The sequence below is a fragment of the Streptomyces sp. MBT53 genome, from assembly GCF_016654115.1.
Taxonomy (GTDB): Bacteria; Actinomycetota; Actinomycetes; order Streptomycetales; family Streptomycetaceae; genus Streptomyces.
In genome coordinates, this window is sequence record NZ_JAEQAZ010000042.1 from 1 (window position 1) to 22,671 (window position 22,671).

22 protein-coding genes are annotated in these 22,671 nt (G+C 71.0%); 6 read left to right on the plus strand and 16 right to left on the minus strand.

Annotated features, from left to right (window positions below; all coding sequences use genetic code 11):
- Positions 1-44: 44 nt before the first annotated feature.
- The gene (locus JHN45_RS17460) at positions 45-968 is read right to left on the minus strand and encodes an LLM class F420-dependent oxidoreductase (RefSeq protein WP_201049664.1); all 924 of its coding nucleotides are present in this window, start codon (positions 966-968) and stop codon (positions 45-47) included.
- Between the two features lie 244 nt (positions 969-1,212).
- On the opposite strand from JHN45_RS17460, the gene JHN45_RS17465 reads away from it, so the two are divergent.
- Positions 1,213-1,389, plus strand: a complete 177-nt coding sequence (locus JHN45_RS17465) for a hypothetical protein (protein WP_200713655.1) — start codon at positions 1,213-1,215, stop codon at positions 1,387-1,389.
- Positions 1,390-1,421: 32 nt separating this feature from the next.
- Here the strand turns inward: JHN45_RS17465 and JHN45_RS17470 are convergent, their stop codons facing one another.
- The 4 genes from JHN45_RS17470 to JHN45_RS17485 form a co-directional block, all read right to left on the minus strand.
- Entirely contained in the window at positions 1,422-1,895 is a 474-nt protein-coding gene (locus JHN45_RS17470; RefSeq protein ID WP_200713654.1) for a DUF6099 family protein, read from the minus strand.
- A 200-nt stretch (positions 1,896-2,095) separates the two neighbouring features.
- A complete protein-coding gene (locus tag JHN45_RS17475; RefSeq protein WP_019074832.1) occupies positions 2,096-2,422 on the minus strand; it encodes a nucleotide pyrophosphohydrolase in 327 nt (108 codons plus the stop codon).
- Positions 2,419-3,669: an AAA family ATPase gene (locus JHN45_RS17480; protein WP_201049665.1), complete on the minus strand. Its 1,251-nt coding sequence runs from the start codon at positions 3,667-3,669 to the stop codon at positions 2,419-2,421. The genes JHN45_RS17475 and JHN45_RS17480 overlap by 4 nt, the downstream gene beginning before the upstream one ends.
- A gap of 100 nt (positions 3,670-3,769) precedes the next feature.
- Positions 3,770-4,165, minus strand: a complete 396-nt coding sequence (locus JHN45_RS17485; protein ID WP_200689711.1) for a cell division protein SepF — start codon at positions 4,163-4,165, stop codon at positions 3,770-3,772.
- A gap of 198 nt (positions 4,166-4,363) precedes the next feature.
- Between JHN45_RS17485 and JHN45_RS17490 the strand changes: the two genes are divergently transcribed.
- Both JHN45_RS17490 and JHN45_RS17495 read left to right on the plus strand, forming a co-directional pair.
- Entirely contained in the window at positions 4,364-8,392 is a 4,029-nt protein-coding gene (locus tag JHN45_RS17490) for a bifunctional nitrate reductase/sulfite reductase flavoprotein subunit alpha (RefSeq protein ID WP_201049666.1), read from the plus strand.
- A 199-nt stretch (positions 8,393-8,591) separates the two neighbouring features.
- Complete coding sequence (locus JHN45_RS17495; protein ID WP_201049667.1) at positions 8,592-10,268, plus strand: hypothetical protein; 1,677 nt, start codon at positions 8,592-8,594, stop codon at positions 10,266-10,268.
- A 7-nt stretch (positions 10,269-10,275) separates the two neighbouring features.
- Here JHN45_RS17495 and JHN45_RS17500 read toward each other — a convergent pair whose 3' ends face one another.
- Complete coding sequence (locus JHN45_RS17500; RefSeq protein ID WP_200713650.1) at positions 10,276-10,788, minus strand: YceI family protein; 513 nt, start codon at positions 10,786-10,788, stop codon at positions 10,276-10,278.
- Between the two features lie 113 nt (positions 10,789-10,901).
- On the opposite strand from JHN45_RS17500, the gene JHN45_RS17505 reads away from it, so the two are divergent.
- Positions 10,902-11,414, plus strand: a complete 513-nt coding sequence (locus tag JHN45_RS17505) for a MarR family winged helix-turn-helix transcriptional regulator (RefSeq protein ID WP_200713649.1) — start codon at positions 10,902-10,904, stop codon at positions 11,412-11,414.
- Here JHN45_RS17505 and JHN45_RS17510 read toward each other — a convergent pair.
- The 9 genes from JHN45_RS17510 to JHN45_RS17550 all read right to left on the minus strand — a co-directional run bounded on the left by JHN45_RS17510 (position 11,397) and on the right by JHN45_RS17550 (position 19,504).
- On the minus strand, positions 11,397-11,999 hold the full coding sequence (locus JHN45_RS17510) for a sigma-70 family RNA polymerase sigma factor (protein WP_374195623.1): 603 nt from the start codon (positions 11,997-11,999) through the stop codon (positions 11,397-11,399). The two genes, JHN45_RS17505 and JHN45_RS17510, sit on opposite strands and share 18 nt — an antisense overlap.
- 120 nt (positions 12,000-12,119) lie before the next feature.
- Positions 12,120-12,743: a hypothetical protein gene (locus tag JHN45_RS17515; RefSeq protein ID WP_201049668.1), complete on the minus strand. Its 624-nt coding sequence runs from the start codon at positions 12,741-12,743 to the stop codon at positions 12,120-12,122.
- A gap of 75 nt (positions 12,744-12,818) precedes the next feature.
- Positions 12,819-13,493 carry a 4-carboxy-4-hydroxy-2-oxoadipate aldolase/oxaloacetate decarboxylase gene (locus JHN45_RS17520; protein ID WP_200713647.1) on the minus strand — a complete coding sequence of 225 codons (675 nt, stop codon included), beginning with the start codon at positions 13,491-13,493 and terminating at the stop codon, positions 12,819-12,821.
- Positions 13,494-13,514: 21 nt separating this feature from the next.
- A complete protein-coding gene (locus JHN45_RS17525) occupies positions 13,515-14,729 on the minus strand; it encodes an aspartate transaminase (protein ID WP_201049669.1) in 1,215 nt (404 codons plus the stop codon).
- A gap of 4 nt (positions 14,730-14,733) precedes the next feature.
- Positions 14,734-15,477, minus strand: coding sequence for an SDR family oxidoreductase (locus tag JHN45_RS17530; protein ID WP_200713645.1), 744 nt, complete (start codon positions 15,475-15,477; stop codon positions 14,734-14,736).
- 71 nt (positions 15,478-15,548) lie between these two features.
- Complete coding sequence (locus JHN45_RS17535; RefSeq protein WP_201049670.1) at positions 15,549-16,859, minus strand: MFS transporter; 1,311 nt, start codon at positions 16,857-16,859, stop codon at positions 15,549-15,551.
- Between the two features lie 72 nt (positions 16,860-16,931).
- Positions 16,932-17,987 carry a biotin-dependent carboxyltransferase family protein gene (locus JHN45_RS17540; protein WP_236583779.1) on the minus strand — a complete coding sequence of 352 codons (1,056 nt, stop codon included), beginning with the start codon at positions 17,985-17,987 and terminating at the stop codon, positions 16,932-16,934.
- Positions 17,980-18,720: an allophanate hydrolase subunit 1 gene (locus JHN45_RS17545; protein WP_200713643.1), complete on the minus strand. Its 741-nt coding sequence runs from the start codon at positions 18,718-18,720 to the stop codon at positions 17,980-17,982. The genes JHN45_RS17540 and JHN45_RS17545 overlap by 8 nt, the downstream gene beginning before the upstream one ends.
- Before the next feature lies 1 nt (position 18,721).
- Positions 18,722-19,504, minus strand: coding sequence for a LamB/YcsF family protein (locus JHN45_RS17550; RefSeq protein WP_201049671.1), 783 nt, complete (start codon positions 19,502-19,504; stop codon positions 18,722-18,724).
- A 254-nt stretch (positions 19,505-19,758) separates the two neighbouring features.
- On the opposite strand from JHN45_RS17550, the gene nac reads away from it, so the two are divergent.
- Positions 19,759-20,673 carry a nitrogen assimilation transcriptional regulator NAC gene (gene nac / locus JHN45_RS17555; protein ID WP_201049672.1) on the plus strand — a complete coding sequence of 305 codons (915 nt, stop codon included), beginning with the start codon at positions 19,759-19,761 and terminating at the stop codon, positions 20,671-20,673.
- A gap of 124 nt (positions 20,674-20,797) precedes the next feature.
- A complete protein-coding gene (locus JHN45_RS17560; protein ID WP_201049673.1) occupies positions 20,798-21,802 on the plus strand; it encodes a D-glycerate dehydrogenase in 1,005 nt (334 codons plus the stop codon).
- Here JHN45_RS17560 and JHN45_RS17565 read toward each other — a convergent pair.
- The gene (locus JHN45_RS17565; RefSeq protein WP_201049674.1) at positions 21,790-22,662 is read right to left on the minus strand and encodes a helix-turn-helix transcriptional regulator; all 873 of its coding nucleotides are present in this window, start codon (positions 22,660-22,662) and stop codon (positions 21,790-21,792) included. The genes JHN45_RS17560 and JHN45_RS17565 overlap by 13 nt on opposite strands.
- Positions 22,663-22,671 lie beyond the last annotated feature (9 nt).

The window sequence follows — 22,671 nt, forward strand, 5'->3', positions numbered from 1 at the left end:
TGCAGTCGCAGCTGTCGTAGCCCCGCGCCCCCGCCCGCGCGGTGCTACGACAGCTGCGACTGCACCTGGGACGAGATCAGCTCCAGGTGGTCCAGGTCGTGGAGGTCGAGGATCTGGAGGTAGATGCGCCGGGAGCCGGTCTCGGCGTAGCGGCCGATCTTGTCGACGACCTCGGACGGGGAACCCGCGAGGCCGTTGGCCTTGAGTTCGTCGACCTCGCGGCCGATCACGGCGGCGCGGCGGGCGACCTCCTGGTCGTCCTTGCCGACGCAGACGACGAGGGCGTTGGAGTAGATCAGGTCGTCGGCCTTGCGGCCGGCCGCCTCCACGGCGGCGCGGACCCGGCCGAACTGCTGCTCGCTGTCCTCGATCGAGGCGAACGGCATGTTGAACTCGTCCGCGTACTGCGCGGTCAGTCTCGGGGTACGGCTCGCGCCGTGGCCGCCGATCAGCACGGGGATCCTGGACTGCGCGGGCTTGGGCAGCGCGGGCGAGTCGGTCAGGTCGTAGTACGTGCCGTGGAAGTCGAAGGTGTCACCGGGCTTGGTCTCCCACAGGCCGGTGACGATGGCCAGCTGCTCCTCCAGGCGGGCGAACTTCTCCTTGGGGAAGGGGATGCCGTACGCCTTGTGCTCCTGCTCGAACCAGCCCGCGCCCAGGCCGAGTTCGACCCGGCCGCCCGACATCTGGTCGACCTGTGCGACCTGGATGGCGAGGACACCGGGGAGACGGAAGGTGCCGGCCGTCATCAAGGTGCCGAGGCGTATCCGCTTGGTCTCGCGGGCGAGGCCGGCGAGGGTGAGCCAGGCGTCGGTGGGGCCGGGCAGGCCGTCGCCGGAGCCCATGCTCAGGAAGTGGTCGGAGCGGAAGAAGGCGTCGAAGCCCAGATCCTCGGTGGCCTTGGCCACGGCGAGCAGGGTGTCGTAGGTGGCCCCCTGCTGGGGCTCGGTGAAGATGCGGAGATCCATGCCTCCATCCTGCACACAGGCCCACCGGTCAACCCCACCGGTCCCTCCGGCCCCACTCCTGCCCGGTCGGGTGAAAATGCGTCAACCGTGCGCACGGGGACTGCCCGTGCCAGTGACCGGCCACGGTGATGATCGTTGGCTCGGGCGGAGCCGGACCGCCCGGATTCCCGCACCGGCAAGGCGACGTCGGGGCGTCACCCGCATCGGCCTCCGCTCTCGGAGGCCACGGGCCGAGGAGGCCGTCATGTCCGAAGAAGCCGTGCCGCAGCAGGGCGGGCCTGCGCAACCGAAGGGGTTGTTGCAGCAGATGGAGGAGCTGATGGCGTCACTGAACGCCGACCTGTCCGCTCTCGACGCGGATCTGCAGTCGGCCGGAAGCACGGGGTCGGTGTCCGCCGAGGAGGGCGGCGCGACCGCCTGACGCTTCTGCGGCGCCGGAGGCGGACGTCTCTCTCACCCCGCCTCCCGCTCCGGTATCTCCGCCCGCTCCCGGTCCGCCAGTCTTCGCAGCATCTCCAGGACCCGGTCCCGCGACTCGTCCGCCGCGTCGATCGCCTCCATGCACTGCCAGTACGTGCCCTCGTCGTCCGCCGCGCAGGCGATGCCGACCAGGGCGATACCGACCTCGCCGAGCAGGCCGCCGAGGCAGAGGAGCGCGAGGCGCGCGTCGCCCAACTCCGTGAGCTGCGCCGCCCGTAGGTCTTCGACCGCGAGCACCGGGGTGTCCAGGACGCCGCAGCCCCGGCCCGCCAGCTCCGTCAACCCCAGTGCCTCGCCGCGCAGTTCGGGCGGACCGAAGACCGCGAGGCGGCTGCCGATCGCCTGGGCCAGGGCCTGTGCCTGCCACACCTCGGTCATGGTCCCCGGCACATCCCCGCTTCCGGCCAGGGCGCGCCTGCTCGTCACGATGAGCCGCATCGCGTCCATGCACTGCCCCCGTCATATCCCGACGTGCCGGTCGCACGTCCGCCCGAACTCCCTTGTCCACTACCCAGAGTGAGAGTCCCTGAGACGAAAAGCCAGAGGAAGGCGGAAATCTGTGGACAACAAATCGGTTGCGGACAGATGAATGACTCCGGAGAGTGAAAATGGACGCGCTCGCTCCCCCAACTTGTCCATTACGGCCGCTACGGCCGGGGGAACCTGTCCTCGTTCCGGTCGATCTTCGCCTCCAGCGCGGCGAGCGGGTCGACGCCGAGCACCTCGCACAGCTGCAGCAAGTAGGCGAGCACGTCGGCGACTTCGTCCCGCACCCGGTGTGCGCTGTCCGGATCGTCCATGACGCGCGCGGACTCCTCGGGGGTCAACCACTGGAAGATCTCGACCAGTTCGGAGGCCTCCACGCTGAGCGCGGAGGCGAGGTTCTTGGGGGTGTGGTAGGGCTGCCAGTTCCTGGCGGCGGCGAACTCGGCCAGTCTGCGCTGCAGTTTCGCCACGTCGAGATGTTCTGTCACGGCACCAGGTGTACCACCGTGACCCCTTCGATCCGGTCGGCCCAGGACGCGTCGCTCACCGCGCCGACCAGCCGGATGTGTCCGCGCTCACACATCCGGGCGGCGAGCCGCAGCAGTTCGGCCCGTTGCCGTACGTCCAGCGCGCGGTCGAGGCCGTCGGCGAGGACGGTGAGGGTCTGCATCGCGGCCGGGACCTCGCCCGGCGGGTCGACCTCCAGGACGCCGGGGCCGGTGAGGAGCACCAACGCGAGGGCGGCGTACCGGAGTTCACCGTCACCGAGCCGTTCGAAGCCGGTGCGCGCGCGGTCGCCCCGGTCGAGCACGGCCCTGATCAGGCCGTCGCCCAGCGGTTCCGCGAGCACGTCCGCGACGGCTCCGGCGCATCCGGTGCGGACGGCCGTGACGAGTTGGGCGTGCCGTCGCCCGCACTCGCTCCGGGTGCGCCACAGCACGTCGGCGAGGTTGGCGCAGTCCCGCAGCAGCCGCCCGTCGCCGATCGGCACGGGTGCGCGCATCCGCTCGGGCGCCGGGTCGCAGGCGAAGACGGAACGCAGGGCGACCACCATCTGCTCGGCGGCGGCGAGGACTTGGCGCTGTCCGTCCGTCTTGCCCGCGACCCGCAGCGGCAGCAGGGCGGTGCCGAGCCGGTCGTCGGGCAGCGGGGCGCGGGTGACCGGTGACGAACCCGCCGTGTGCCAGGCGGCCTGCACCGAGCGGCGGGTGGGGTCGCGCAGGGCGGTCTCCAGGAGGACCAGGCCGCCGGACGTCAACCGCTCGCCCACGATGCGCAGTTCGGGCTCGGCCTGGACGGCGACGTCGAGCCGTACCGGCCCCTCGGGCCCGTCCGCCGTACAGCCGATGCGGAAGCCGCGCCGGCGCTGGGCGTCGGGCCGGGCCCGGTCCGGGACGCAGGCGACCGGGTCCGGGAAGACCTCCCCCACCTCGCCTCCGCCGCCGAGCCGCGCGAGTGCCTCGTACGCCCGCAGCGCGCTCGTCTTGCCGCAGCCGCTGGGCCCGGCGAAGAGGGTGAGCGGCCCGAGCGGGAACCCGGCGCCTCGGTGCGTGGCGAACGCCGACAGGCGTAGCTCGGTGAGGTGCGGCCGGCCAGGGAAGGACTCGGGGCTCCCGGGGCTCGCCGATGAAGGCCGGGGTAAGGCGGCCTGCGGCGACTGTGCCTGCGGCGGCACGCGGGGCTCACCCGGCGGAGCGGACTGTGGGGACTGTGGGGACTGTGGGGACACGGCCATATCCGGACCGTAGGCCTCCGCCGTCAGGCGAACCGTTCCGTCCCCGCGACCTTCCTACGATCGAGGGACCGGCCCGCGCCACCCCCGTCACCGGACGGACTCACACGCCCGGAACCCCCGCCCCCTCCATCAGCCCCCGCACTTCCGTCCCGGGCGGTGTGAGCAGGAACACATTCCGGTCGACGCGGGTCATCCCGCTCGACAGGCCGAAGACGACGCCCGTGCTGAAGTCGAGCACCCGCTTGGCGACGTCCGTCTCCGCGCCGGTCAGGTCGAGGAGCACCGGTATGCCCGCCATCAGGGTCTCCGCGACCTCGCGGGCGTCCCCGAACACGTTCACGCGGAGGACGACGAAGCGGCGGCGGGGCTCGGTCTCGGGTTCGGGTATCGCACGGTGGCTCACGGCGGACGGCCAGGCGTCACGCCCCCGCAGCGGCACTACCTGCGCGAGCCCCTCCCACTGTTCGTCGGTGACATCGTGGCTGTTCACCGGCATGCTCCGTCCTGGGTCGCGCTGGCAGTCTGCATCCGGCAATTGTTGCGCACTGTCACCCGTTCGGCCCAACAGCGACACACTCCGCGACAAGATCGGCCGCATCTCACACCGGCCCCCGGCCGGTTGTGCAGCGCGCGTAACCCCTCATGATCGAGCCGCGTGACATCGGCGTAACGGGCAATTCGTACGGTCTACGGCATGACGACGAGCCTTCGGACGCAGCAGGTACGAACGGTCTGCTCGTACTGCGGTGTGGGCTGCGGCATGCTGCTGGACGTCGGGGCGGGTCCCGACGGCAGGCGTACGGTCCTGAAGGCGTCCGGCGACAAGGCGCACCCGGCGAACGCGGGACGGCTCTGCACCAAGGGCGCGACCACGGCCGAGATGCTCGCCGCGCCGGGCCGGCTCACCAGCGCGCTGGTCCGGGACGACCGGGGCGCGGAGCCGACGCCCGCCCCCGTCGCGGACGCCGTCGCCGAGACCGCGCGCCGGCTGCGGAGGATCGTCGACGAGCACGGGCCGGACGCGGTCGCCTTCTACGTCTCCGGGCAGATGAGCCTGGAGGCGCAGTACTTGGCGAACAAGCTGGCCAAGGGGTTCGTCCGGACGAACCAGATCGAGTCCAACTCCCGCCTGTGCATGGCGAGTGCGGGTGCCGGCTACAAGTCGTCGCTGGGCGCGGACGGGCCGCCGGGCTCGTACGAGGACTTCGAGCGGGCGGACGCGTTCCTGGTCATCGGCTCGAACATGGCCGACTGCCATCCGATCCTCTTCCTGCGGATGATGGAACGGGTCAAGGCGGGCGCCAAGCTGATCGTCGTCGACCCGCGCCGCACCGCCACGGCGGCGAAGGCGGACCTCTTCCTGCAGATCGCGCCGGGCACCGATCTCGCCCTGCTCAACGGCCTGTTGCGGCTGCTGCACGAGAACGGGCACACCGACCCGGAGTTCATCGCCGCGCACACCGAGGGCTGGGAGGCGCTGCCCGAGTTCCTCGCGGACTACGCGCCCGACGCGGTCGCCGCCCTCACCGGCCTCGCCGAGGACGACATCCGTACGGCGGCCCGGCTGATCGGCGAGGCGGGCGAGTGGATGAGCTGCTGGACGATGGGGCTCAACCAGTCCACGCACGGCACCTGGAACACCAACGCCCTCGTCAACCTGCATCTCGCGACGGGCGCCATCTGCCGCCCCGGCAGCGGGCCGTTCTCCCTCACCGGTCAGCCGAACGCGATGGGCGGCCGTGAAATGGGTTACATGGGACCGGGGTTGCCGGGCCAGCGGTCCGTACTGGTCGACGGGGAACGGGAGTTCACCGAGGAAGTGTGGGGTCTGCCGCCCGACACCCTCCGCGCGGACGGCGTCGGCCGGGGCACCGTGGAGATGTTCCAGAAGATGGCCGACGGCGAGATCAAGGCCTGCTGGATCATCTGCACCAACCCGGTCGCGTCGGTCGCCAACCGGCGGACCGTCATCGAGGGCCTGGAAGCAGCCGAGTTCGTCGTCACCCAGGACGTCTTCACCGACACCGAGACCAACGCCTACGCCGACGTCGTCCTCCCCGGCGCCCTGTGGACCGAGTCCGAGGGCGTCCTCGTCAACAGCGAACGCACCCTCACCCTCGCCCGCCCGGTCGTCGACCCGCCCGGCGAGGCCACGTCCGACTGGCGGCTCATCGCGGCCGTGGCGTGCGCGATGGGCTACGAGAAGGGCTTCTCCTACGACAGCGCGGAGGAGGTCTTCGAGGAGATACGGCAGTTCTACAACCCGCTGACCGGGTGGGATCTGCGCGGGGTGACCTACGAGCGGCTGCGATCCACGCCGGTGCAGTGGCCGGCGGCGGAGGACGGGCCGGACCGCAATCCGATCCGGTATGTGGGCGGCGGTGAGCTGCGGTTCCCGACGGCCAGTGGACGGGCGGTGTTTCACGCCCGCCCTCACATGCCGGCCGCCGAACTGCCCGACGACGACTACCCGTTCGTGCTCAACACCGGACGCCTTCAGCACCAGTGGCACACCCTCACGAAGACCGGCAAGGTCGCCAAACTCAACAAGCTGAACCCCGGGCCCTTCGTCGAGCTGCACCCGCGGGATGCACGGGAGTTGGGGATCGCGGAGGGCGACTCGGTGGAGGTCGCGTCACGGCGGGGGCGGGCGGTGCTGCCCGCCGTGGTGACCGACCGGGTGCGGCCCGGTGACTGTTTCGCGCCGTTCCACTGGAACGACCTCTTCGGCGAGTATCTGAGCGTCAACGCCGTGACGAGCGACGCGGTCGATCCGGTGTCGTTCCAGCCCGAGTTCAAGGTGTGCGCGGTGTCGCTGGCGAAGGTGGCGAGCGCGCCACCGAGTCCGACAGACGTACAGCCCAAGGCACTTGAGCCGACTTCCGTGACCCCGGGCGCGAATCCCTTCGGGCTCGATCCCGCCCCGCCGCCCGTCCTCACCGCGCAGGAACGCCTCTATCTGACCGGCTTCCTCGCGGGGATCGAGTCCGGCGCCCCGGGTGTGCCGACGCTTCCGCCGGACGCGCCGTTCAGCGCCGAACACGCCTTGTGGGTCAACGGTGTTCTCGCCGGCATGTATTCGAGGTCGACGACCGCTCCCCCACAGGAACGGCAGCAACAGCCGCGGGCCGGGCGGCAGATCGTCGTCCTGTGGGCCTCACAGACCGGCAACGCCGAGGAGTTGGCGGCCGCCACCGCGGAGCGCCTCGGCTCGGCCGGACACCGGGCGAGCCTGCTCGGGATGGACCAGGCGGACGCCGGCACGCTTCCGGCCGACGCCGATCTGCTCTTCATCACCAGCACGTTCGGCGACGGTGACGCCCCCGACAACGGCTCGGGCTTCTGGGACACGCTCTCCGGCGAACAGGCGCCCCGGCTGGACGGAGTGCGGTTCGCGGTGCTGGCCCTCGGCGACTCGTCGTACGACGACTTCTGCGGGCACGGGCGCCGACTGGACGCGCGGCTCGACGAGTTGGGCGGGGTGCGGCTGGCCCCGCGCACGGACTGCGAGCCGGACTTCGAGCCGTCGGCGGACGCGTGGCTGGGCCAGGTGATCACGGCGCTGGGCGCCGAGCCCGAAGTCCCGCAAGCACCGCGCCGCGCCCCCAAACCCGCCCCCACGCTCGCCCGGCTCGTCGGCAACCGGCTGCTCAGCCGGCCCGGCGCGGGCAAGGAGGTCCGCCGGTTCACCTTCGACACCTCCGGCACCGACCTGACGTACGAGACCGGTGACGCCCTGGGCGTGCGGCCGGTCAACTCGCCCTCCCTGGTGGACGAGTGGCTCGCCGCCACCGGCACCGATGCCGCAACCGTCGTAGAGGTGGCGGGTGTCGGCGAGTTCCCTTTCGCCGAGGCGTTGCACCGGCAGCTGGACATCACCCGGATCACCCCGGACCTGCTGCGTTTCGTGGCCGAACGGGCGCGGGACGACCGGGAGTTGCGCAGGCTGCTGCGGCCGGACAACAAGGACCGGCTGGCGCAGTGGAGTTGGGGGCGGCAGGCGGTGGACGTACTCGCCGAGTACCCGGTGAAGGCGGCCGCGGAGGACTGGGCCGGAGTCCTCAGGAAGCTTCAGCCGCGCCTGTACTCGATCAGCTCCAGCCCGCTCGTCGACCCGCACAGCGTCTCGCTGACGGTGTCGGTGGTGCGTTACGAGAATCTCGACGGCCGTCCGCGCGGCGGGGTCTGCTCGCCGTTCCTGGCCGATGCCGAGGCAGGCACGGAGGTACCCGTGTTCGTGCAACGCGCACCGCACTTCCGGCCGCCCGCCGACGCGGCGACGCCGATGGTGATGGTCGGGCCGGGTACGGGAGTCGCGCCGTTCGTCGGGTTCCTCCAGGAGCGGCGCGCGCTCGGGCACGCGGCGCCGAACTGGCTGTTCTTCGGTGAGCAGCACCGCGCGACGGACTTCTACTACGAGGAGGAACTCACGGAGTTGCTCGACGAGGGCACGCTCGCCCGGCTCGACACCGCCTTCTCCCGGGACCAGCGGGCCAAGGTGTACGTGCAGGACCGGATGCGTGAGCACGGGCCGGAGTTGTGGCACTGGCTGCAGCAGGGCGCCCACTTCTATGTGTGCGGTGACGCCTCGCGGATGGCGAAGGACGTGGACCGTGCGCTGCGTGACATCGCGGTCGCGCACGGCGGTCTCGACGAGGCCGAGGCGGCCTCGTACGTGAAGCAACTGGCGGCGGCGAAACGGTATGTGCGCGATGTTTACTGAATGAACTGATGGCTTCGGCCAGTTGAACAATGACGTTCGCTTTTGCTGCTTTCCTGCCACAAAACCGGACTTCTTACCGCCCTCACACCCGACTCTTCACGATGCGCGAGACCCCGCTCACCAGCGCCGAATAGCCTCCTGTGTCGTGCACTTGGCAGAAACACCTCAGGTGACACCCGGTCGGCGGACACAGTCGGCGGTGTCCGCCCCGGAACCTCCCGCGCAGTGGCATCGCATCCTCACCCTGCTCGCCGACATCAGTCTGTTCATCGGTGTCCGCCCGGTGTGGACGCAGGCCGCCAGCCACCGGCTCGTCGTGGCGGCGGCCGTCTCCCTCTGCTACGTCTCGATCCTGGTGTGCGGCGTACTGGCCCTGGTGGTGCGCCGGTCGCGGTCGCTCGCCCGGATCGATCTCGTCGTCCTGGTGACGGCGGTGCTGCTGACGCTGTCCGCCTGGTCCGTGTTCCACAACGGCGGCGACGAGGCGGTCCTCACCACCCAGGCCGCCAAGGAACTGGTCGCCGGGCACCCGATCTACGGACAGCCCTGGCCGTGGCTCTTCCACTCCGGCCAGGGGGTCGCGCTGACCCCGACCGTGACCGGCGGCTACGACTACACCTACGGATATCCGCCGCTGGAAACGCTGTTGACGGCGCCCCTGCTGTGGATCGGGCACGGCGGAGCCCCCGCGACGGCCGTCGCCACCGCCGCGCTCATCGCGGGCGCGGTCCTCATGTGGCGGCTGCTGCCCACCCAGTGGCGCTCGGCGGCCACCATCGCCTGCCTGGGCCTCGGCCTGCTGCCGACCTACGGTCGGCAGGGCTATCCCGCCGTCCTGGCCATGGCGTTGCTGATCTCGGTGGTGATCCGCTGGCCCCGGATCGGCAGGGGCGGCCGGCTCGGCCCGGCCGGGATCGCCCAGGCCGCGTGTCTGGGAGCGGCCTGCGCGGCGCAGCAACTCCCCTGGTTCCTCACGCCGTTCCTGCTCGCCGGGATCTACGCCGTGCGGCGCGGTGAACTGGGCGCCAGGCAGGCGGCATTGATACTGCTGCGGATCGTCGGGGTCGCGCTCACCGTGTGGCTGCTGATCAACACGTACTTCATCGTGCACGAGCCGAGCACCTGGATCGCGGGCATCGCGCTGCCGCTGACCCAGGGCGCGGTGGTGCACGGCCAGGGCCTGGTGGACATCTCGCTGTACTTCACGAACGGCAGCGACCGGCTCGACTGGTACTCCCACGCGAGCATGCTGCTGGCGGCGGGACTGCTCGCGGTGTTCATGCTGTTCGTACGGCGGCTCGGCCCGGCCGCGACCGTGCTGCCCTGGTGCGCCTTCTATCTGGCGACCCGTTCGCAGGACGGCTACTACCTGATGATGACCCCGCTGTGGCTGGCGGCGGCGGTCACCACACCGCTCTCCGAGTTCCGCGACGCGTGGCAGCCGCGCCCCCGGGCGCTGTCCGGCCCGCACCGCCGCCGGGTCAGGGTCGCGGCGGCCGTGCTGCTGCTCACGCCCGCGCTGGCGAGCGCCGCCGTGGCGGCGACGGGCGCACCGCCGATGAGCATGAAGCTCGCCGGGGTGCGGCGCGCCGGGCCCGCCGTCGTGACCCGGCTGACCGTCCAGGTCACCAACTCGTCCGGCAGCGCCCTCTCGCCGCACTACATGCTCACCACGGGTCAGGGCATGAGCAGGTTCTGGTCCCAGGTGGGCGGCCCGACGACCCTGCCCGCGCACAGCACCCGGCGCGTCGAACTCCGGGCGCCCGGGGGGAAGTTCACCCTCCCCCACAAGAAGGTCCGGATCCGGGTGCGCGCGTTCACGGCGACCCCGCAGACGCTGTCCAGCTCGGACGTCCGGCTGCAGCCCGCGGGTTGACGGTTCGTCAGGCGGCGGTACGCAGGAAACGCAGCGTGGTCGTCACCGTGGTGAGGCCGCGCAGCATGCCCATCTGGTTCCAGCCCAGGCCGAACTGGTCGCGGTCCACGGTGAATTCGGCGTCCAGGGTGAGCGCTTCGGCGCTCGCGTCCTTGAGGCGGGCCGTGAAGGTCTGCGGGCGGCTGATGCCGTGGACGGTCAGCTGACCGACGACGTGCACGGTGTCGCCGGTCAGCTCCGCGCTGCGCACCGCGAAGGTGATCTCCGGGAACTTCTCGACGTCGAACAGGTCGGCGGAGCGCAGATGCTTGTCGCGCTTGGCGTTCTTGGTGTCCAGGGAGGCGGCGGCCAGGGTCAGCGTGCCGATCGCGGACCCGTCGGGCCGTACCTCGCCCTGACCTGTGACGGTGCCGAAGGTGCCCTTCACATTGACCAGGCCCCACATCGTCCTGTGGCTGATGCCCACGGTGGAGGCGGCCTGGTCGAGCTGCCACACCCCGGTTTCGACGGCGACGGTCATGATCTCTCCCGCTGGTTCCAGTAGTCCAAATTTGAATGAGCCACACGCTAGCCCATTATCCAAAAGTGGACAACCACCTACTCCAAAATTGGACAACAGGTAGACTCGGAACCATGGCCGACCCTGTTGAGCACCCTGCCGACCAGCCCGGATGTCCCTCCTCGCAGGGCGGCGGGCTGCTCCCGCCCGAGCTGCGCGCCTGGATGCTGCTGCTGGCGGCGACCGGCGCGGTGGAACAGGAGCTGCGCTCGGTCGTGAAGGGGAACCTCGACGTCTCGCACGACGAGTTCCTGGTGCTGTGCCTGCTGGCCGAGCAGCCCGAGGGGCTGCGCATGACCCGGATCGCCGAGCTGCTCGGCCGCCCGAAGACCCGGCTGACGTATCAGATCGCCTGTCTCCAGCACGCGGGCCTGGTCACCCGCAAGTCGGTCTGCGGGGACAAGCGCGGGGTCGAGGTCGCCCTCACGGAGAAGGCCCGACGCCTGCTGACGGAGGCGTCGGAGACCCTCTCCGAGACGGTCAAGCGGGCCCTCACCCAGTTCGTCGGCCCGGCCCAACGCGAGGCGATGTGCGCCCTGTTGCCGGATCTGGCCGCCGACGCGCAGGGCTCATCGGCTTCGGCATGAGGCGCCCTCCTCCGTCAGCAGGTCCAGGAGCGTGGCACGCGCCCGGGCCACCCGTGAACGGACCGTGCCCACAGGGCAGTTGCTGATCTCCGCCGCCTCCGCGTAGGGCAGACCGAGGAGTTGGGTGAGGAGGAACGCCTCACGGCGGTCGTCCGGCAGCAGGTCCAGCAGATCGAGCAGCGCCACCCCGTCGTCAAAGCCGGGCAGGCCCCGGGGCTGGGCGAGTTCGACGGCCAGTTGCCAGTCCTGCACGTCGGACAGACGGGGGCGGGTGGCGGCACGGCGGTAGCTGTCGATCACCGCGCGGCGGGCTATGGCCAGCAGCCAGGTGCGGGCCGAGGACCGGCCCTCGAAGTGGCGCAGGCTGCCGAGCGCCCGCAGGAACGTGTCCTGCGCGAGATCGTCCACCGCCTGCGGATCGGCACCCAGATGGGCGACATAGCGCCGGACGTCGCGGTGCAGGGCGCGCACGAGATGCTCGACGGCGACGGGGTCGCCGTGGCGGGCGGCGAGCGCCCAGTTGGTCACCGACTCGTCGCTCGACTCCATCGAATCGGGCACGGCGGGCAGGACAGGAGTGATCACCAGAAGTCCTTCTCGATCATCCGCGAAAGGGGATCCGGCCGTCCTGCGGCGCCGGGAAAGGGCGCGGGGGTACGGCCGGGCCCGAGGCGCGCGGGAGCGGCCCCGGGGTGCCGGCTGTCGTCAGACGACAGCCGTCCCCAGGGGCGGGCCCCGAGAGGTGATCGCGTGGACGAGAAGGAGAAGCCGCGGCGCCCGGTCGGAACGGGGGCGGCGCGGACGCAGCCGCGGGCGGTGCGGCGGCGCGGGCAGTGCCAGCAGCAGTCGTAGCGGAGCCGCGAGGCGGGTGGCCACGGCCCGCAGCAGGCGGAACGCGGCGCGTTCGCCGTGGGCCAGCCACAGGCCGCAGAGCAGGGCGGCGAGGAGGTGGGCGGTGAGCATGCCGGGCGAGGACGTGGCACTGGTGGTGGGGGCCACCGACATATGGCCCATATCCATGGAGTCGGCTGCACCCATATGCATGGAGCCCATGTCCATGGCCGTCCGCTGTGTCGCGGGCTGTGCCAGGGAGAAGGCCGAGTGGAGCGCGGCCTGGGTGGCGACCACGAGGGTCACGATCAGTGGGAGGCCGCGTTCACGGCCCGCCAGGGACCAGGCGGCACCCGCGGTCACGGCCAGTCCGGCGGCCAGTGCCCACGCGGGGACATGGCGGCCGGACATGAGGACGTGTCCCAGGGCGGCGAGCACCACACAGACGGCCGCGAACACCGCGGACCGTACCGTGCGCGCACCCCACCCTGCCGTCATGGCGCCTCATCCTGGCATCCGAACCTGGGTCTCAGCCGTGGGTACGGAATGTACAGGCGCGGTACTCAGCCGGTCCTACTCCTCGATCACAAGGCCCTTCGCCGCCAGCACCGGGGCGAGGCCGCACATCTCGATCACCGTCCTGCCCGCCCGGTACGCGGCGATGTACCCCGCCTCGGCGTCGACCCGTTCCTGCGAGGCGGCGGCCGCCTCGGCGGCGTCCTCGCGGCGGACCACGACCACGCCGTCCGCGTCGCCGCGCACGATGTCGCCGGGGCGGACGAGGACGCCGCCGACGGTCACCGGCTCGCACATCGGGCCGACGGTCTCCTTGACCGTGCCCTTGATGGAGACGCTGCGGGAGAAGACCGGGAAGCCGAGGGCGCGCAGATCCTCGGTGTCGCGGACGCCCGTGTCGGTGATCAGACCGGCGAGGCCCTTGGACTGGCAGGCGTTGGCGAGGACGTCGCCGAAGGAGCCCGCCTCCTCGTAGTTGCCGGCGGACACCACCACGACGTCGCCGGGGCGGGCGTAGGCGATGGCGGTCTGGAGCATGAGGTTGTCGCGCGGGGCGCACTGGACGGTGAAGGCGGGGCCGCACAGGGACATGCTGCGGTCGACGGGCTTGATGGCCGAGTCCAGTGCGCCGAGGCGGCCCTGTGCCTCGTGGACGGTGGCCGAGGAGAAGGCGCTGAGCTGCTTGACGAGGGCCGGCTCCGGCCGGTCGAACTTCGTGCTGACGCGGATCATGACGACCTTTCGGACTGGCTTTCAGGCGGAGGGGGCGTCGGTCAGTGCGGCGCAGGCCGTCGCGATGCGTGCGCAGGCCTCGGTGAGGACGTCCGTCGAAGTGGCGAAGGAGATACGGAAGTAGCCGGGCGCGCCGTACGCGGCTCCGTGGATCACCGCCACCTGCTGGCTGTCGAGAAGGTGCAGGGCGAAGTCCTGGTCGTTCTCGATCCGGGTGCCGGAGGGGGTGAACTGCCCGATCGCCGTCCGGCAGTTGACGAGGACGTAGAAGCCGCCGTCCGGGACCGTGCAGCTGAGCCGCGGTACATCGTTGACGAGCTTCACGGTCTCGTCGCGGCGGGCGCGGTAGACGCGGACGGTGTCGTGGACGAAGTCCTGCGGTCCGGTGAGCGCGGCGGCAGCGGCGGCCTGGCTCACCGAGGACGGGCACGAAGAGGTCTGCGACTGAAGGGTGTTGATCGCGGTGACCAGGTCGGCGGGGCCCACGCCGTAGCCGATGCGCCAGCCCGTCATCGCGTACGTCTTGGAGACACCGTTGGTGAGGAACACCCGGTCGGCCAGGCGGGGTTCGACGGCCGCGAGCGACGGGGCGTCCTGGTCGCCGTACCAGATCTCGTCGTAGATCTCGTCGGTGAGGACGCCGACGTGCGGGTGGGCCAGCAACACCTGGGCGAGAGCGCGGAGTTCGGTGGTGGTGTAGGCGGATCCGGTGGGGTTTCCCGGGGTGTTGAGGACGAGCCAGCGGGTGCGTTCGGTGATCGCCGCCGTGAGGCGTTCGGGCGTGAGCTTGAAGCCGTCCGACTCCGGGCAGTCGACGATGACCGGGGTGCCGTCGTTGGCGCGGACCATGTCCGGGTACGACACCCAGTACGGGGCGGGGACGACGACCTCGTCCCCCTCGTCCAGAGTGGCCATCAGGGCGAGGAAGATGACCTGCTTCGCGCCGCCGCCGACGGTGATGCGGGAGTCGGGGACCTCCAGGCCGTGGCGCTCGCGGAGTCTGCCGGAGATCGCCGCGCGCAGGGCCGAAGTGCCGTTCACCGGCGTGTACTTGGTCTCGCCCGCCTCGATGGCACGGATCGCGGCGGCCTTGACGTGGTCGGGGGTGTCGAAGTCGGGCTCACCCACGGTGAGGTCGAGGATGGTGAGGCCCTGGCTCTTCAGCTCGCGTACGCGCTGGGCCGCCGCCGTGCTGGGCGAGGGCTTGATGCGGTGCAGGCGCTCTGCCGTCTTCATGTGATCAGCCCTCCCTGCGCTCGAAGTTGAGACCGCCGGGCACCTGGAAGGTGGGCAGGATCTCGATGTGGCCGATGTTGACGTGCCGGGGCGCGTCGACGGCGAACTCGATGGCGTCGGCGATGTCCTCGGGCTTCAGGGACTCGTAGCCGTCGTAGAACTCGCGCTGGGCGGCCTCCATGTCGCCGAGGAGGCGGCCGAAGATCTCCGTCTCCACCCGGCCGGGGCAGATCTCGCTGACGCGGACCCGGCGGCCGTAGCCGTCGACGCGGAGCTGGCGGGAGAGGGTGTGCACGGCGGCCTTGGTGGCGTGGTAGATCGTGTTGCCGCCGAAGTTGTAGACCCCGGCGATGGAGCTGATGTTGACGATGTGGCCGAGGTCGCGCTCGACCATGCCGGGCATCAGCAGGCGGACCAGGTGCAGGACGGCCTGGATGTTGACGGCGATCTGCTCGTCGACGGCGAACTCGTCGGCGGTGAGGATGTTGCCGGTGCGGGAGACGCCCGCGTTGTTGACGAGGACGTCGATCTCCAGGCCGTCGAGGACGGCGGTGAGCGCCTCGGTGTCGGTGATGTCGACGGCGTGGGGGATGCAACCGGTCTCGTCCGCAAGGGTGTTGAGCCGGTCGGCGTTGCGGGCCACGGCGTGTACTTCGAGGCCGCGCTTGGCGAGCCGTTCGACGACCACGGCTCCGATGCCGGTCGACGCTCCGGTGACGAGGGCCGTCCTGTAGTCGGAGATGGGCATGCTGAGGTGCTCCTTGTTGTGCGGGGTGGGGGGTGCGACGGACGTGCGGGTGCGGGGAGTCCGTGGGGCTGTCAGGCGTCGCGCAGGGGCAGGTGCGCGCGGTCCTTCACCTTGGACACGGCGAGGAGCGTGCCCAGGGCCGTGATCACGGCGTAGAAGGCCGGCATGTTGACGTTGCCCGTGCGGTCGATGAGGTACGTCATCAGGAGCGGGGCCGTGCCGCCGAAGAGGGCGGAGGAGACGTTGTAGCCGAGGCCGTAGGCGGAGTAGCGCACCCGGGTCGGGAAGAGTTCGACGAGGAGGATGTGGATGACGCCCGTGTGGCCGGCGAACACAACTGCCATGACGCAGGCGCCGATCACGGCGAGGCCGACGTTGCCGGTGCCGATCAGCAGGTAGCAGGGGATGCCGACGATCGCCATCCCGACGGCGGCTCCGGCGAGGACCTTCTTGCGGCCGACGCGGTCGGAGAGGCGGCCCATGTAGGGGATGGCGATACAGATCGCGACCAGGCTGGAGGCGGTGACGAGGAGGCCCTGCACCTTGCTGAAGTTCAGCTCGCTGCTCATGAAGGTGGGCATGTAGCTGAACAGGACGTAGTAACCGGAGCCGTTCATCAGGGGGATGAACAGGGCGAGCAGCATCGCGCGGCGGTGCTCGGCGGACGCGAAGGCCTCCTTGAGCGGGTTCTTGGAGAGGCCGTCCTCTTCTTTCAGGCGCGTGAAGTTGGGGGTGTCGCTGATGCGCTTGCGGATGTAGATGCCGGCGATGCCGAGCGGCACGGCGAGCAGGAACGGGATGCGCCAACCCCACGACTCCATACGGTCGTTGCCGAGTCCGCTGGTCATCGCGGCGGCGACGAGCGTGCCGGTGAGCAGGGCGAGGAACGAGGCGATCTGCGCGTAGCTGGTGTAGAGCCCGCGCTTGCCCTCGGGGGCGTGCTCGGCGAGGAAGCTCATCGCGCCGGAGGCCTCGCCGCCGACGGAGAAGCCCTGGGCGACGCGGAGCAGGATCAGCAGGGCGGGGGCGGCCACGCCGATGCTGGCGTAGCTCGGCAGTACTCCGATCGCCGCGGTCGCGGCGCTGATGAGGAGGATGACGAAGACCAGCATCCGCTGGCGGCCGATGCGGTCGCCGAGGTGGCCGCAGATCACCGCGCCGAGCGGGCGGAAGAAGAAGGAGACGGCGTAGCCGAGGAAGACGAGCTGGACGGCGTTGTCGGAGCCGGGGAAGAAGACGGCGGCGAGGGATCCGGCCATGAAGCCGAAGATGCCGTTGTCGTAGAGCTCGGCGAAGATTCCTACGCAGCCCGCGAGGGTGACCTTGCGGGCGGTTCTGGGGTCGACCGTGTTGGGGACGGGTTGAGCGGCCACGGTACTCATGGCTTCTCCTGTCTGAGCGTTGGCAGCAGGCGGGGGATGCTTCAGCGGGTGAGCGGGTGCGGGTGGGTTTCTTCAGGCGTTAGTTGCGGTTTGGTGTGGCGTGCGGGTCGGTTGGGGCTGGGCGCGCAGTTCCCCGCGCCCCTTTAGGGCTGACCCGTGTTGGATACGCAGTGCCTCGAAGGCTGTGCGCACCCTCGTTCTCAGGGCGTCGATCGCCTGGCGCTGTGCGCGGTGGGCCGTGATCGCCTGGTCGAGGGTGCGGTGGCGGAAGTGGATGGTCTGGCCGGGGCGGACCTGGCCGAGGGCGGACAGGCCGGTGGCGGTGACCACGGCCAGGACGGGGTAGCCGGCCGTGACTCCGCGGCCTCGGTGGAGGACGAGGAGTTCGTCGCCTGCGGGTACCTCCACCGCCCCGATGGGGACGCCCCGGGAGAGCACCTCGCCCTTCGTGACTCGGCGGGGTACCGCCCCCTGGAGGCGCAGGCCGATGTGGTTGCTTCTCGGGGTGACCGTGAAGGGGGCGTCGAACAGGCGCCGGCCCGTGTCGCCGAACTCGGCCCGGTCGGGGCCGTCGGTGACGTCGATGGTCCAGCTGGTGGGGAACGGGGGGACGGGTGCGTTCAGGCGGAAGAGCGGTATCCGCGAGAAGGGGTGGTCTATGGGCGGGCAGGCCGTGCGCAGGGCGAGTTCGTCGCCTGCGCGCAGGGGCGGGGCGAAGCCCAGGATCGTGTCGGGGGCGCAGCTGCCCTGGAGGAAGTCCGCCTTGAACGAGCCGAGTACGGCCAGGTAGACGCGGAGGCCCTGGCGGATGCCGGTGACGCGGACGGTTTCGCCGGCCCGGACCGGGACCGGTTCCCACTGCGGTCGTACGACACCTTCGACGGTGACGTCTGCGGGGGCGCCCGTCACCGCGATCAGGATGTCGCCGGACGGAACGCACGCGAAGTCGAGGGCCGTGATCTCCAGCAGCGGGGCGCGGTCGTCGTTGCCGCACAGGACGTTGGCGACGCGTGCCGAGTGCTGGTCGGCGGCACCGTTGGCGGGCAGGCCGTAGCGGGAGCGGCCGACGCGGCCGAGATCCTGCACGGTGACGAGACCGGCGGTGCGGATGGTGAGGGTGTCAGCCATGGCCGACCACCAGGTCCGGTGCATCCGCGCAGTCCCCCAGGGCCAAGTCCGCGTATTCGTCCCACTGTTGGGGCTCTATGGACACGAAACGGAACGTGTCGCCGGGGCGGTACGCGGTGATCGGGTCGCTGTGCAGGTCGAGGACGCGTACCGGGGTGCGGCCCAGGAGGGGCCAGCCGCCGGGTGACGGCATCGGGCAGATGACCGCCTGTCGTCCGGCGACCGCGACGGAACCGGCGTCGACGCGGGTGCGGGGCGATGCGAGGCGCGGTACCGGTTTCGGGAAGGGCGGGCCGTCCGTCATGGGGGCTCCGGCGGGTGCGCCGAGGCAGCGGACGGTGAGGTCGGTACCGGAGTGCAGGGCGACGATCTCGCCCTCGGACAGGCCGAGTTGGGCGGCGACCTCCGGCAGGTCCGGTCCGTGCTCGCCGCCGTAGACGACGGGGACCACGAAGCGGCGCGGGGGTGTGGTCGGCGCGGGGTGCGGGCCGAGGCGGGCCGCCTCGTGGGCCAGGACTCGGCGGACGGTGGCATGGTCGGTGGTGGCGCAGTCGAACTCGACGAGGAGGGCGTCGTAGGTGGGCACCACGTCGTGAACACCGGTGAGTTGTACGGCGTTCAGGGCGTCGGCGAGGGCGTGGACGAGCCGCCAGGCGGGTTCGGCGTCCAGGCCGACGGCCCTGGCGACGAGGGCGGAGTCGCCGCAGTCGGTGATCGCCACATTGCCGTTCATGTCAGGCGCCCTTGCCGGTCAGGACCTTGTCCAGCGAGGTGATCTCGACGCCCGCGGCGAGGAGTTGCTCGCGGATGCGGCCGGCCAGGGCGATGGCGCCGGGGCTGTCGCCGTGCAACAGGACGGTGTCGCAGGCGACTTGGACGTCCGTGCCGTCGGCGCTGCGGATGACGCCCTCGGTGACCATGCGCAGGGTGCGGCGGGCGACCTCGTCCGGGTCGTGGATCACCGCGCCGGGTTCGGAGCGCGGGACGAGGGTGCCGTCGGCGCGGTAGGCGCGGTCGGCGATGCCCACGATGCCGACCCGCAGGCCGCGGGCGCGGGCCGCGTCGGCGAGTTCGCCGTCCTGCGCGAGGACGAACAGCGACTCGTCGAGGGCGGCCACGGCGTCGACGACGGCGCGGGCGTAGTCGGCGCGGACGGCGACCAGGTTGCCGAGGCGGCCGTGCGGGGCGATGTGGTGCACCCGGGTGCCGTGGGCGACGGCGAAGGCCTGGAGGGCGCCGATCTGGTAGAGCACGTCGGTGCGGACCTCGTCCGGGGTGAGGTCCATCGCACGGCGGCCGAAGCCGACCAGGTCGGGGAAGCTGGGGTGGGCGCCCACGGCGACCTGCTTCTCCACACAGGTCCGCACGGTCGCGTCCATGATGCGGGGATCGCCGGCGTGGAATCCGCAGGCCACATTGGCGGAGGTGAGCATCTCCAGCAGGGCCGCGTCGTCGCCCATCGTGTAGGCGCCGAATCCCTCGCCGAGATCGGCGACGAGATCAACCATGGGGGTCATGACGTCCTCCGGGAGAGAATGCGGGAACGGGGAACTCCGAGAAAGGGAATTCCGCGGGAGGGTAATTCCGGTATGGGGATGCCCTGGATGTTCCGCACAACTTATTCCGCCCGTCGCGTGATCGCCAATATCCGTTCGGTCTGGCGTTATCGCGAACCGCTATGACTCCCCTCACACCCGCCGCTCACCGGGGCTGTGCTTCGGGATGATCCCTCCCTACGATGAGGCTTCGCTCCACCCGGAAGGCCCCGCGCATGGACACCAGACGTCTCTACTCGTTCATCAAGATCATCGACGCGGGGAGCATCACGCGCGCGGCCGACATCCTGCACATCGCCCAGCCGGCGCTGAGCCAGCAACTGTCCGCTCTGGAGGCGCAGTTCGGGCAGCAGCTGCTGATCCGCAGCAAGCGTGGGGTCGCCCCGACCGAGGCGGGCCGTGCGCTGTACCGGCACGCCCAGCTCATCCTGCGGCAGGTGGACCTCGCGCAGGCGGCCGTGGACGTCTCCGGCCGCGCGCCCGCGGGCAGCGTGTCGGTGGGCCTTGCGCCGTACAGCCTGGGCGCGGCCCTCGCGTTGCCGCTGCTCAAGAGCGTGCGCGAGCGCTACCCGGACATCCTGCTGCACATCAACGAGAACTTCGGCGGGGTGATCAGCGAGGCGATCATGACGGGCCGGATGGACATGGCGTTCATCTACGGCGCCGGGCCGCTGCGGGGTGTGCAGTTCGAGCCCGTCCGTACCGAGGATCTCTTCCTGATCGAGGCGCCCGGTGACACGGCGCCACAGGGGCGGGGCGAGGTGCGGCTCGCGGAACTGGCGGATCTGCCGCTGCTGTTGCCCAGCCGGATCCACACGATCCGGCAGGTGGTGGACGCGGCCTTCCAGCAGGCGTCGCTGCGGCTGAACGTGGTGGGCGAGGTGGAGTCGGCGCTGACCCTCGTCAACGCGGTGGACGCGGGCCTCGGCGCGACGGTCCTGCCGTGGTCGGCCGCCCGCGCCATTCTCGATGTCCGCGCCCTGTCCGTACGACGGATCGTGGATCCCGTCACCACGGTGAAACTGTCCGTGGTCACCTCGGACAATCAGCCGCTCTCGGAACCCGCGCTGGCCGTGCACGATCTCTTCCTGGAGCTGATCGACAGCGACAAGAATAAGGACGACCAATAGCGTCACACAAATCCGTTATTTGTTTCCGGTGACCGCCGGGGCTAGCTTTTTTCGAAATGTCTTGGCAACCCCTTCGAAATCGTTCGCCCGGTCGGTAATACACGGCTCGTCACTGGAGAATCACATGAAGAAGCGTGTCCTCGCCACCCGTGAGAACCTGCCCGGCCGAGGTCTGGACCGTCTCTCCGAGAGCGCGGAACTGGTGGCCTGGCCCGGCGCCGACAAGCCCGGACCCGCCGACCTCGCCGGCCTCGCCCCCGGGGTGAGCGGCGTACTGGCCCTCGGCAACGACCCGGTCGACGCCGCCCTGATGGACGCGGCGGGCCCCTCGCTGCGCGTGATCGCCCTGGCCAGCATGGGCTTCGACAACGTCGACCGGGCCGCCGCCGCGGAACGCGGCATCGTCGTCACCCACACGCCCCGCGTCCTCGCGGAGACCACCGCCGACCTCACCTTCGCGCTGATCCTCGCCGCCCGCCGCAGGCTCGGCGCGGCCGGGGCGAGCCTCGCGGAGGGCTCCTGGGGACTGTTCCGCATGCACGACTACCTCGGCCTGGACGTCCACGGCGCCACCCTCGGCCTGATCGGCTACGGCCAGATCGGCCGCGCGGTGGCCCGCCGGGCGCACGGTTTCGGGATGCGGGTGATCCACCACGACCCGTACGCCCCCGACGACGACCTCTCGACCTCGGTCGGCCTGGCCGCGCTGCTGGCCGACGCCGATGTCGTGTCGCTGCACGTACCACTCACCGAGGAGACCCGCCATCTGATCTCGGCCCGCGAGCTCGCCGCGATGAAGCCCACGGCCACACTGGTCAGCACCTCGCGCGGCGGAGTCGTGGACGAGGCGGCGCTGCTCGACGCGGTGCGCGAGGGACGGCTGCACTCCGCCGGGCTCGACGTCTTCGAACGCGAGCCGATGGGGCGGGAGTTGTCCCCGCTGGTGGCCGAGCCGAACGTGATCGCGCTCCCCCACATCGGATCGGCCACCGAGGCGACCCGGGCGGCGATGGTCGACCTGGCGGTGGACAACATCCTCGACGTGCTGGCCGAACGGCCCGCCCGTACGCCCCTTCCGGGCAGTACGGGGGTGGCGGGCACGCCGCAGCTGAACGCTCACCCCGCCTGAGTGCTGCTGAGGCCCGCCCACTGCAACAGGAACCGCAGCGCCTCCTGCGAGGCCGAGTCCGGCGGCGCGGTGTAGGCGACGAGCAGCTGCTCGGGGTGGGTGTCGACGGTGAACTGCTGGACGTCGAGGGTGAGTTCACCGGCGACCGGATGGACGTACGTCTTGGTGAGCTGCCGCGGTCCGCGCACCTGGTGGCCGGCCCACCAGGTACGGAAGTCCGGGTCGCGGGCGCCGAGTTCGGCGACGAGGGCGGTCAGCGCGGGGTCCTGCGGGGTGCGGCCCGCCTCCATGCGCAGGACGGCGACGCACTCGCGGGCGGCCCGGGGCCAGTCGGCGTACAGCGCGCGGAAGTCGGCGTCGAGGAAGGTGAGCCGGATCAGGTTGCGCTCGGCCGGGGGCAGCGCGCCGAAGTCGGTGAGGAGTGCCGAGGCCGCGCGGTTCCAGGCGAGTACGTCCATGCCCCGGTGCAGCACCATCGCCGGGACGTCGTGCATCGTGTCCAGCAACTGCCGTAGCCGGGGCGCCACTTCGGGGCGTCCGGCCGGGCGGGCGAGCGGGCCGGGGGCGACCTCGGCCAGGGTGAAGAGGTAGGCGCGCTCGTCCGGTGCGAGGTGCAGGGCGTCGGCGAGCGCGTCCAGGACCGCGCGGGAGCCCCGGCGGGTGCGGCCCTGTTCCAGGCGGACCACGTAGTCGACGCTCACGTGCGCGAGGTGGGCCAGTTCCTCCCGGCGCAGCCCGGGTACCCGGCGCAGCCGGCCGTCGTCGGGGAAGCCCGCCTCGTGCGGGTCGCGTTCCGCGCGGCGGGCGCGCAGGAAGTCGCCCAGTTCGTTGCCGGAGAGGGACGCGTCGGGGTCTGTCATGCCTCCAGT

Bases quoted from the DNA above. Each gene is read 5' to 3' on its own strand.
- JHN45_RS17485 (WP_200689711.1), bottom strand. From the start codon at position 4,165: ATGCCGGTGAACAGCCACGATGTCACCGACGAACAGTGGGAGGGGCTC.
- JHN45_RS17525 (WP_201049669.1), bottom strand. From the start codon at position 14,729: ATGAAGACGGCAGAGCGCCTGCACCGCATCAAGCCCTCGCCCAGCACG.
- JHN45_RS17470 (WP_200713654.1), bottom strand. From the start codon at position 1,895: ATGGACGCGATGCGGCTCATCGTGACGAGCAGGCGCGCCCTGGCCGGA.
- JHN45_RS17545 (WP_200713643.1), bottom strand. From the start codon at position 18,720: ATGAACGGCAATGTGGCGATCACCGACTGCGGCGACTCCGCCCTCGTC.
- JHN45_RS17505 (WP_200713649.1), top strand. From the start codon at position 10,902: ATGGCCGACCCTGTTGAGCACCCTGCCGACCAGCCCGGATGTCCCTCC.
- JHN45_RS17520 (WP_200713647.1), bottom strand. From the start codon at position 13,493: ATGATCCGCGTCAGCACGAAGTTCGACCGGCCGGAGCCGGCCCTCGTC.
- JHN45_RS17560 (WP_201049673.1), top strand. From the start codon at position 20,798: ATGAAGAAGCGTGTCCTCGCCACCCGTGAGAACCTGCCCGGCCGAGGT.
- JHN45_RS17535 (WP_201049670.1), bottom strand. From the start codon at position 16,859: ATGAGTACCGTGGCCGCTCAACCCGTCCCCAACACGGTCGACCCCAGA.
- nac (WP_201049672.1), top strand. From the start codon at position 19,759: ATGGACACCAGACGTCTCTACTCGTTCATCAAGATCATCGACGCGGGG.
- JHN45_RS17500 (WP_200713650.1), bottom strand. From the start codon at position 10,788: ATGACCGTCGCCGTCGAAACCGGGGTGTGGCAGCTCGACCAGGCCGCC.
- JHN45_RS17530 (WP_200713645.1), bottom strand. From the start codon at position 15,477: ATGCCCATCTCCGACTACAGGACGGCCCTCGTCACCGGAGCGTCGACC.
- JHN45_RS17565 (WP_201049674.1), bottom strand. From the start codon at position 22,662: ATGACAGACCCCGACGCGTCCCTCTCCGGCAACGAACTGGGCGACTTC.
- JHN45_RS17480 (WP_201049665.1), bottom strand. From the start codon at position 3,669: ATGGCCGTGTCCCCACAGTCCCCACAGTCCCCACAGTCCGCTCCGCCG.
- JHN45_RS17550 (WP_201049671.1), bottom strand. From the start codon at position 19,504: ATGACCCCCATGGTTGATCTCGTCGCCGATCTCGGCGAGGGATTCGGC.
- JHN45_RS17515 (WP_201049668.1), bottom strand. From the start codon at position 12,743: ATGACGGCAGGGTGGGGTGCGCGCACGGTACGGTCCGCGGTGTTCGCG.
- JHN45_RS17465 (WP_200713655.1), top strand. From the start codon at position 1,213: ATGTCCGAAGAAGCCGTGCCGCAGCAGGGCGGGCCTGCGCAACCGAAG.
- JHN45_RS17490 (WP_201049666.1), top strand. From the start codon at position 4,364: ATGACGACGAGCCTTCGGACGCAGCAGGTACGAACGGTCTGCTCGTAC.
- JHN45_RS17460 (WP_201049664.1), bottom strand. From the start codon at position 968: ATGGATCTCCGCATCTTCACCGAGCCCCAGCAGGGGGCCACCTACGAC.
- JHN45_RS17540 (WP_236583779.1), bottom strand. From the start codon at position 17,987: ATGGCTGACACCCTCACCATCCGCACCGCCGGTCTCGTCACCGTGCAG.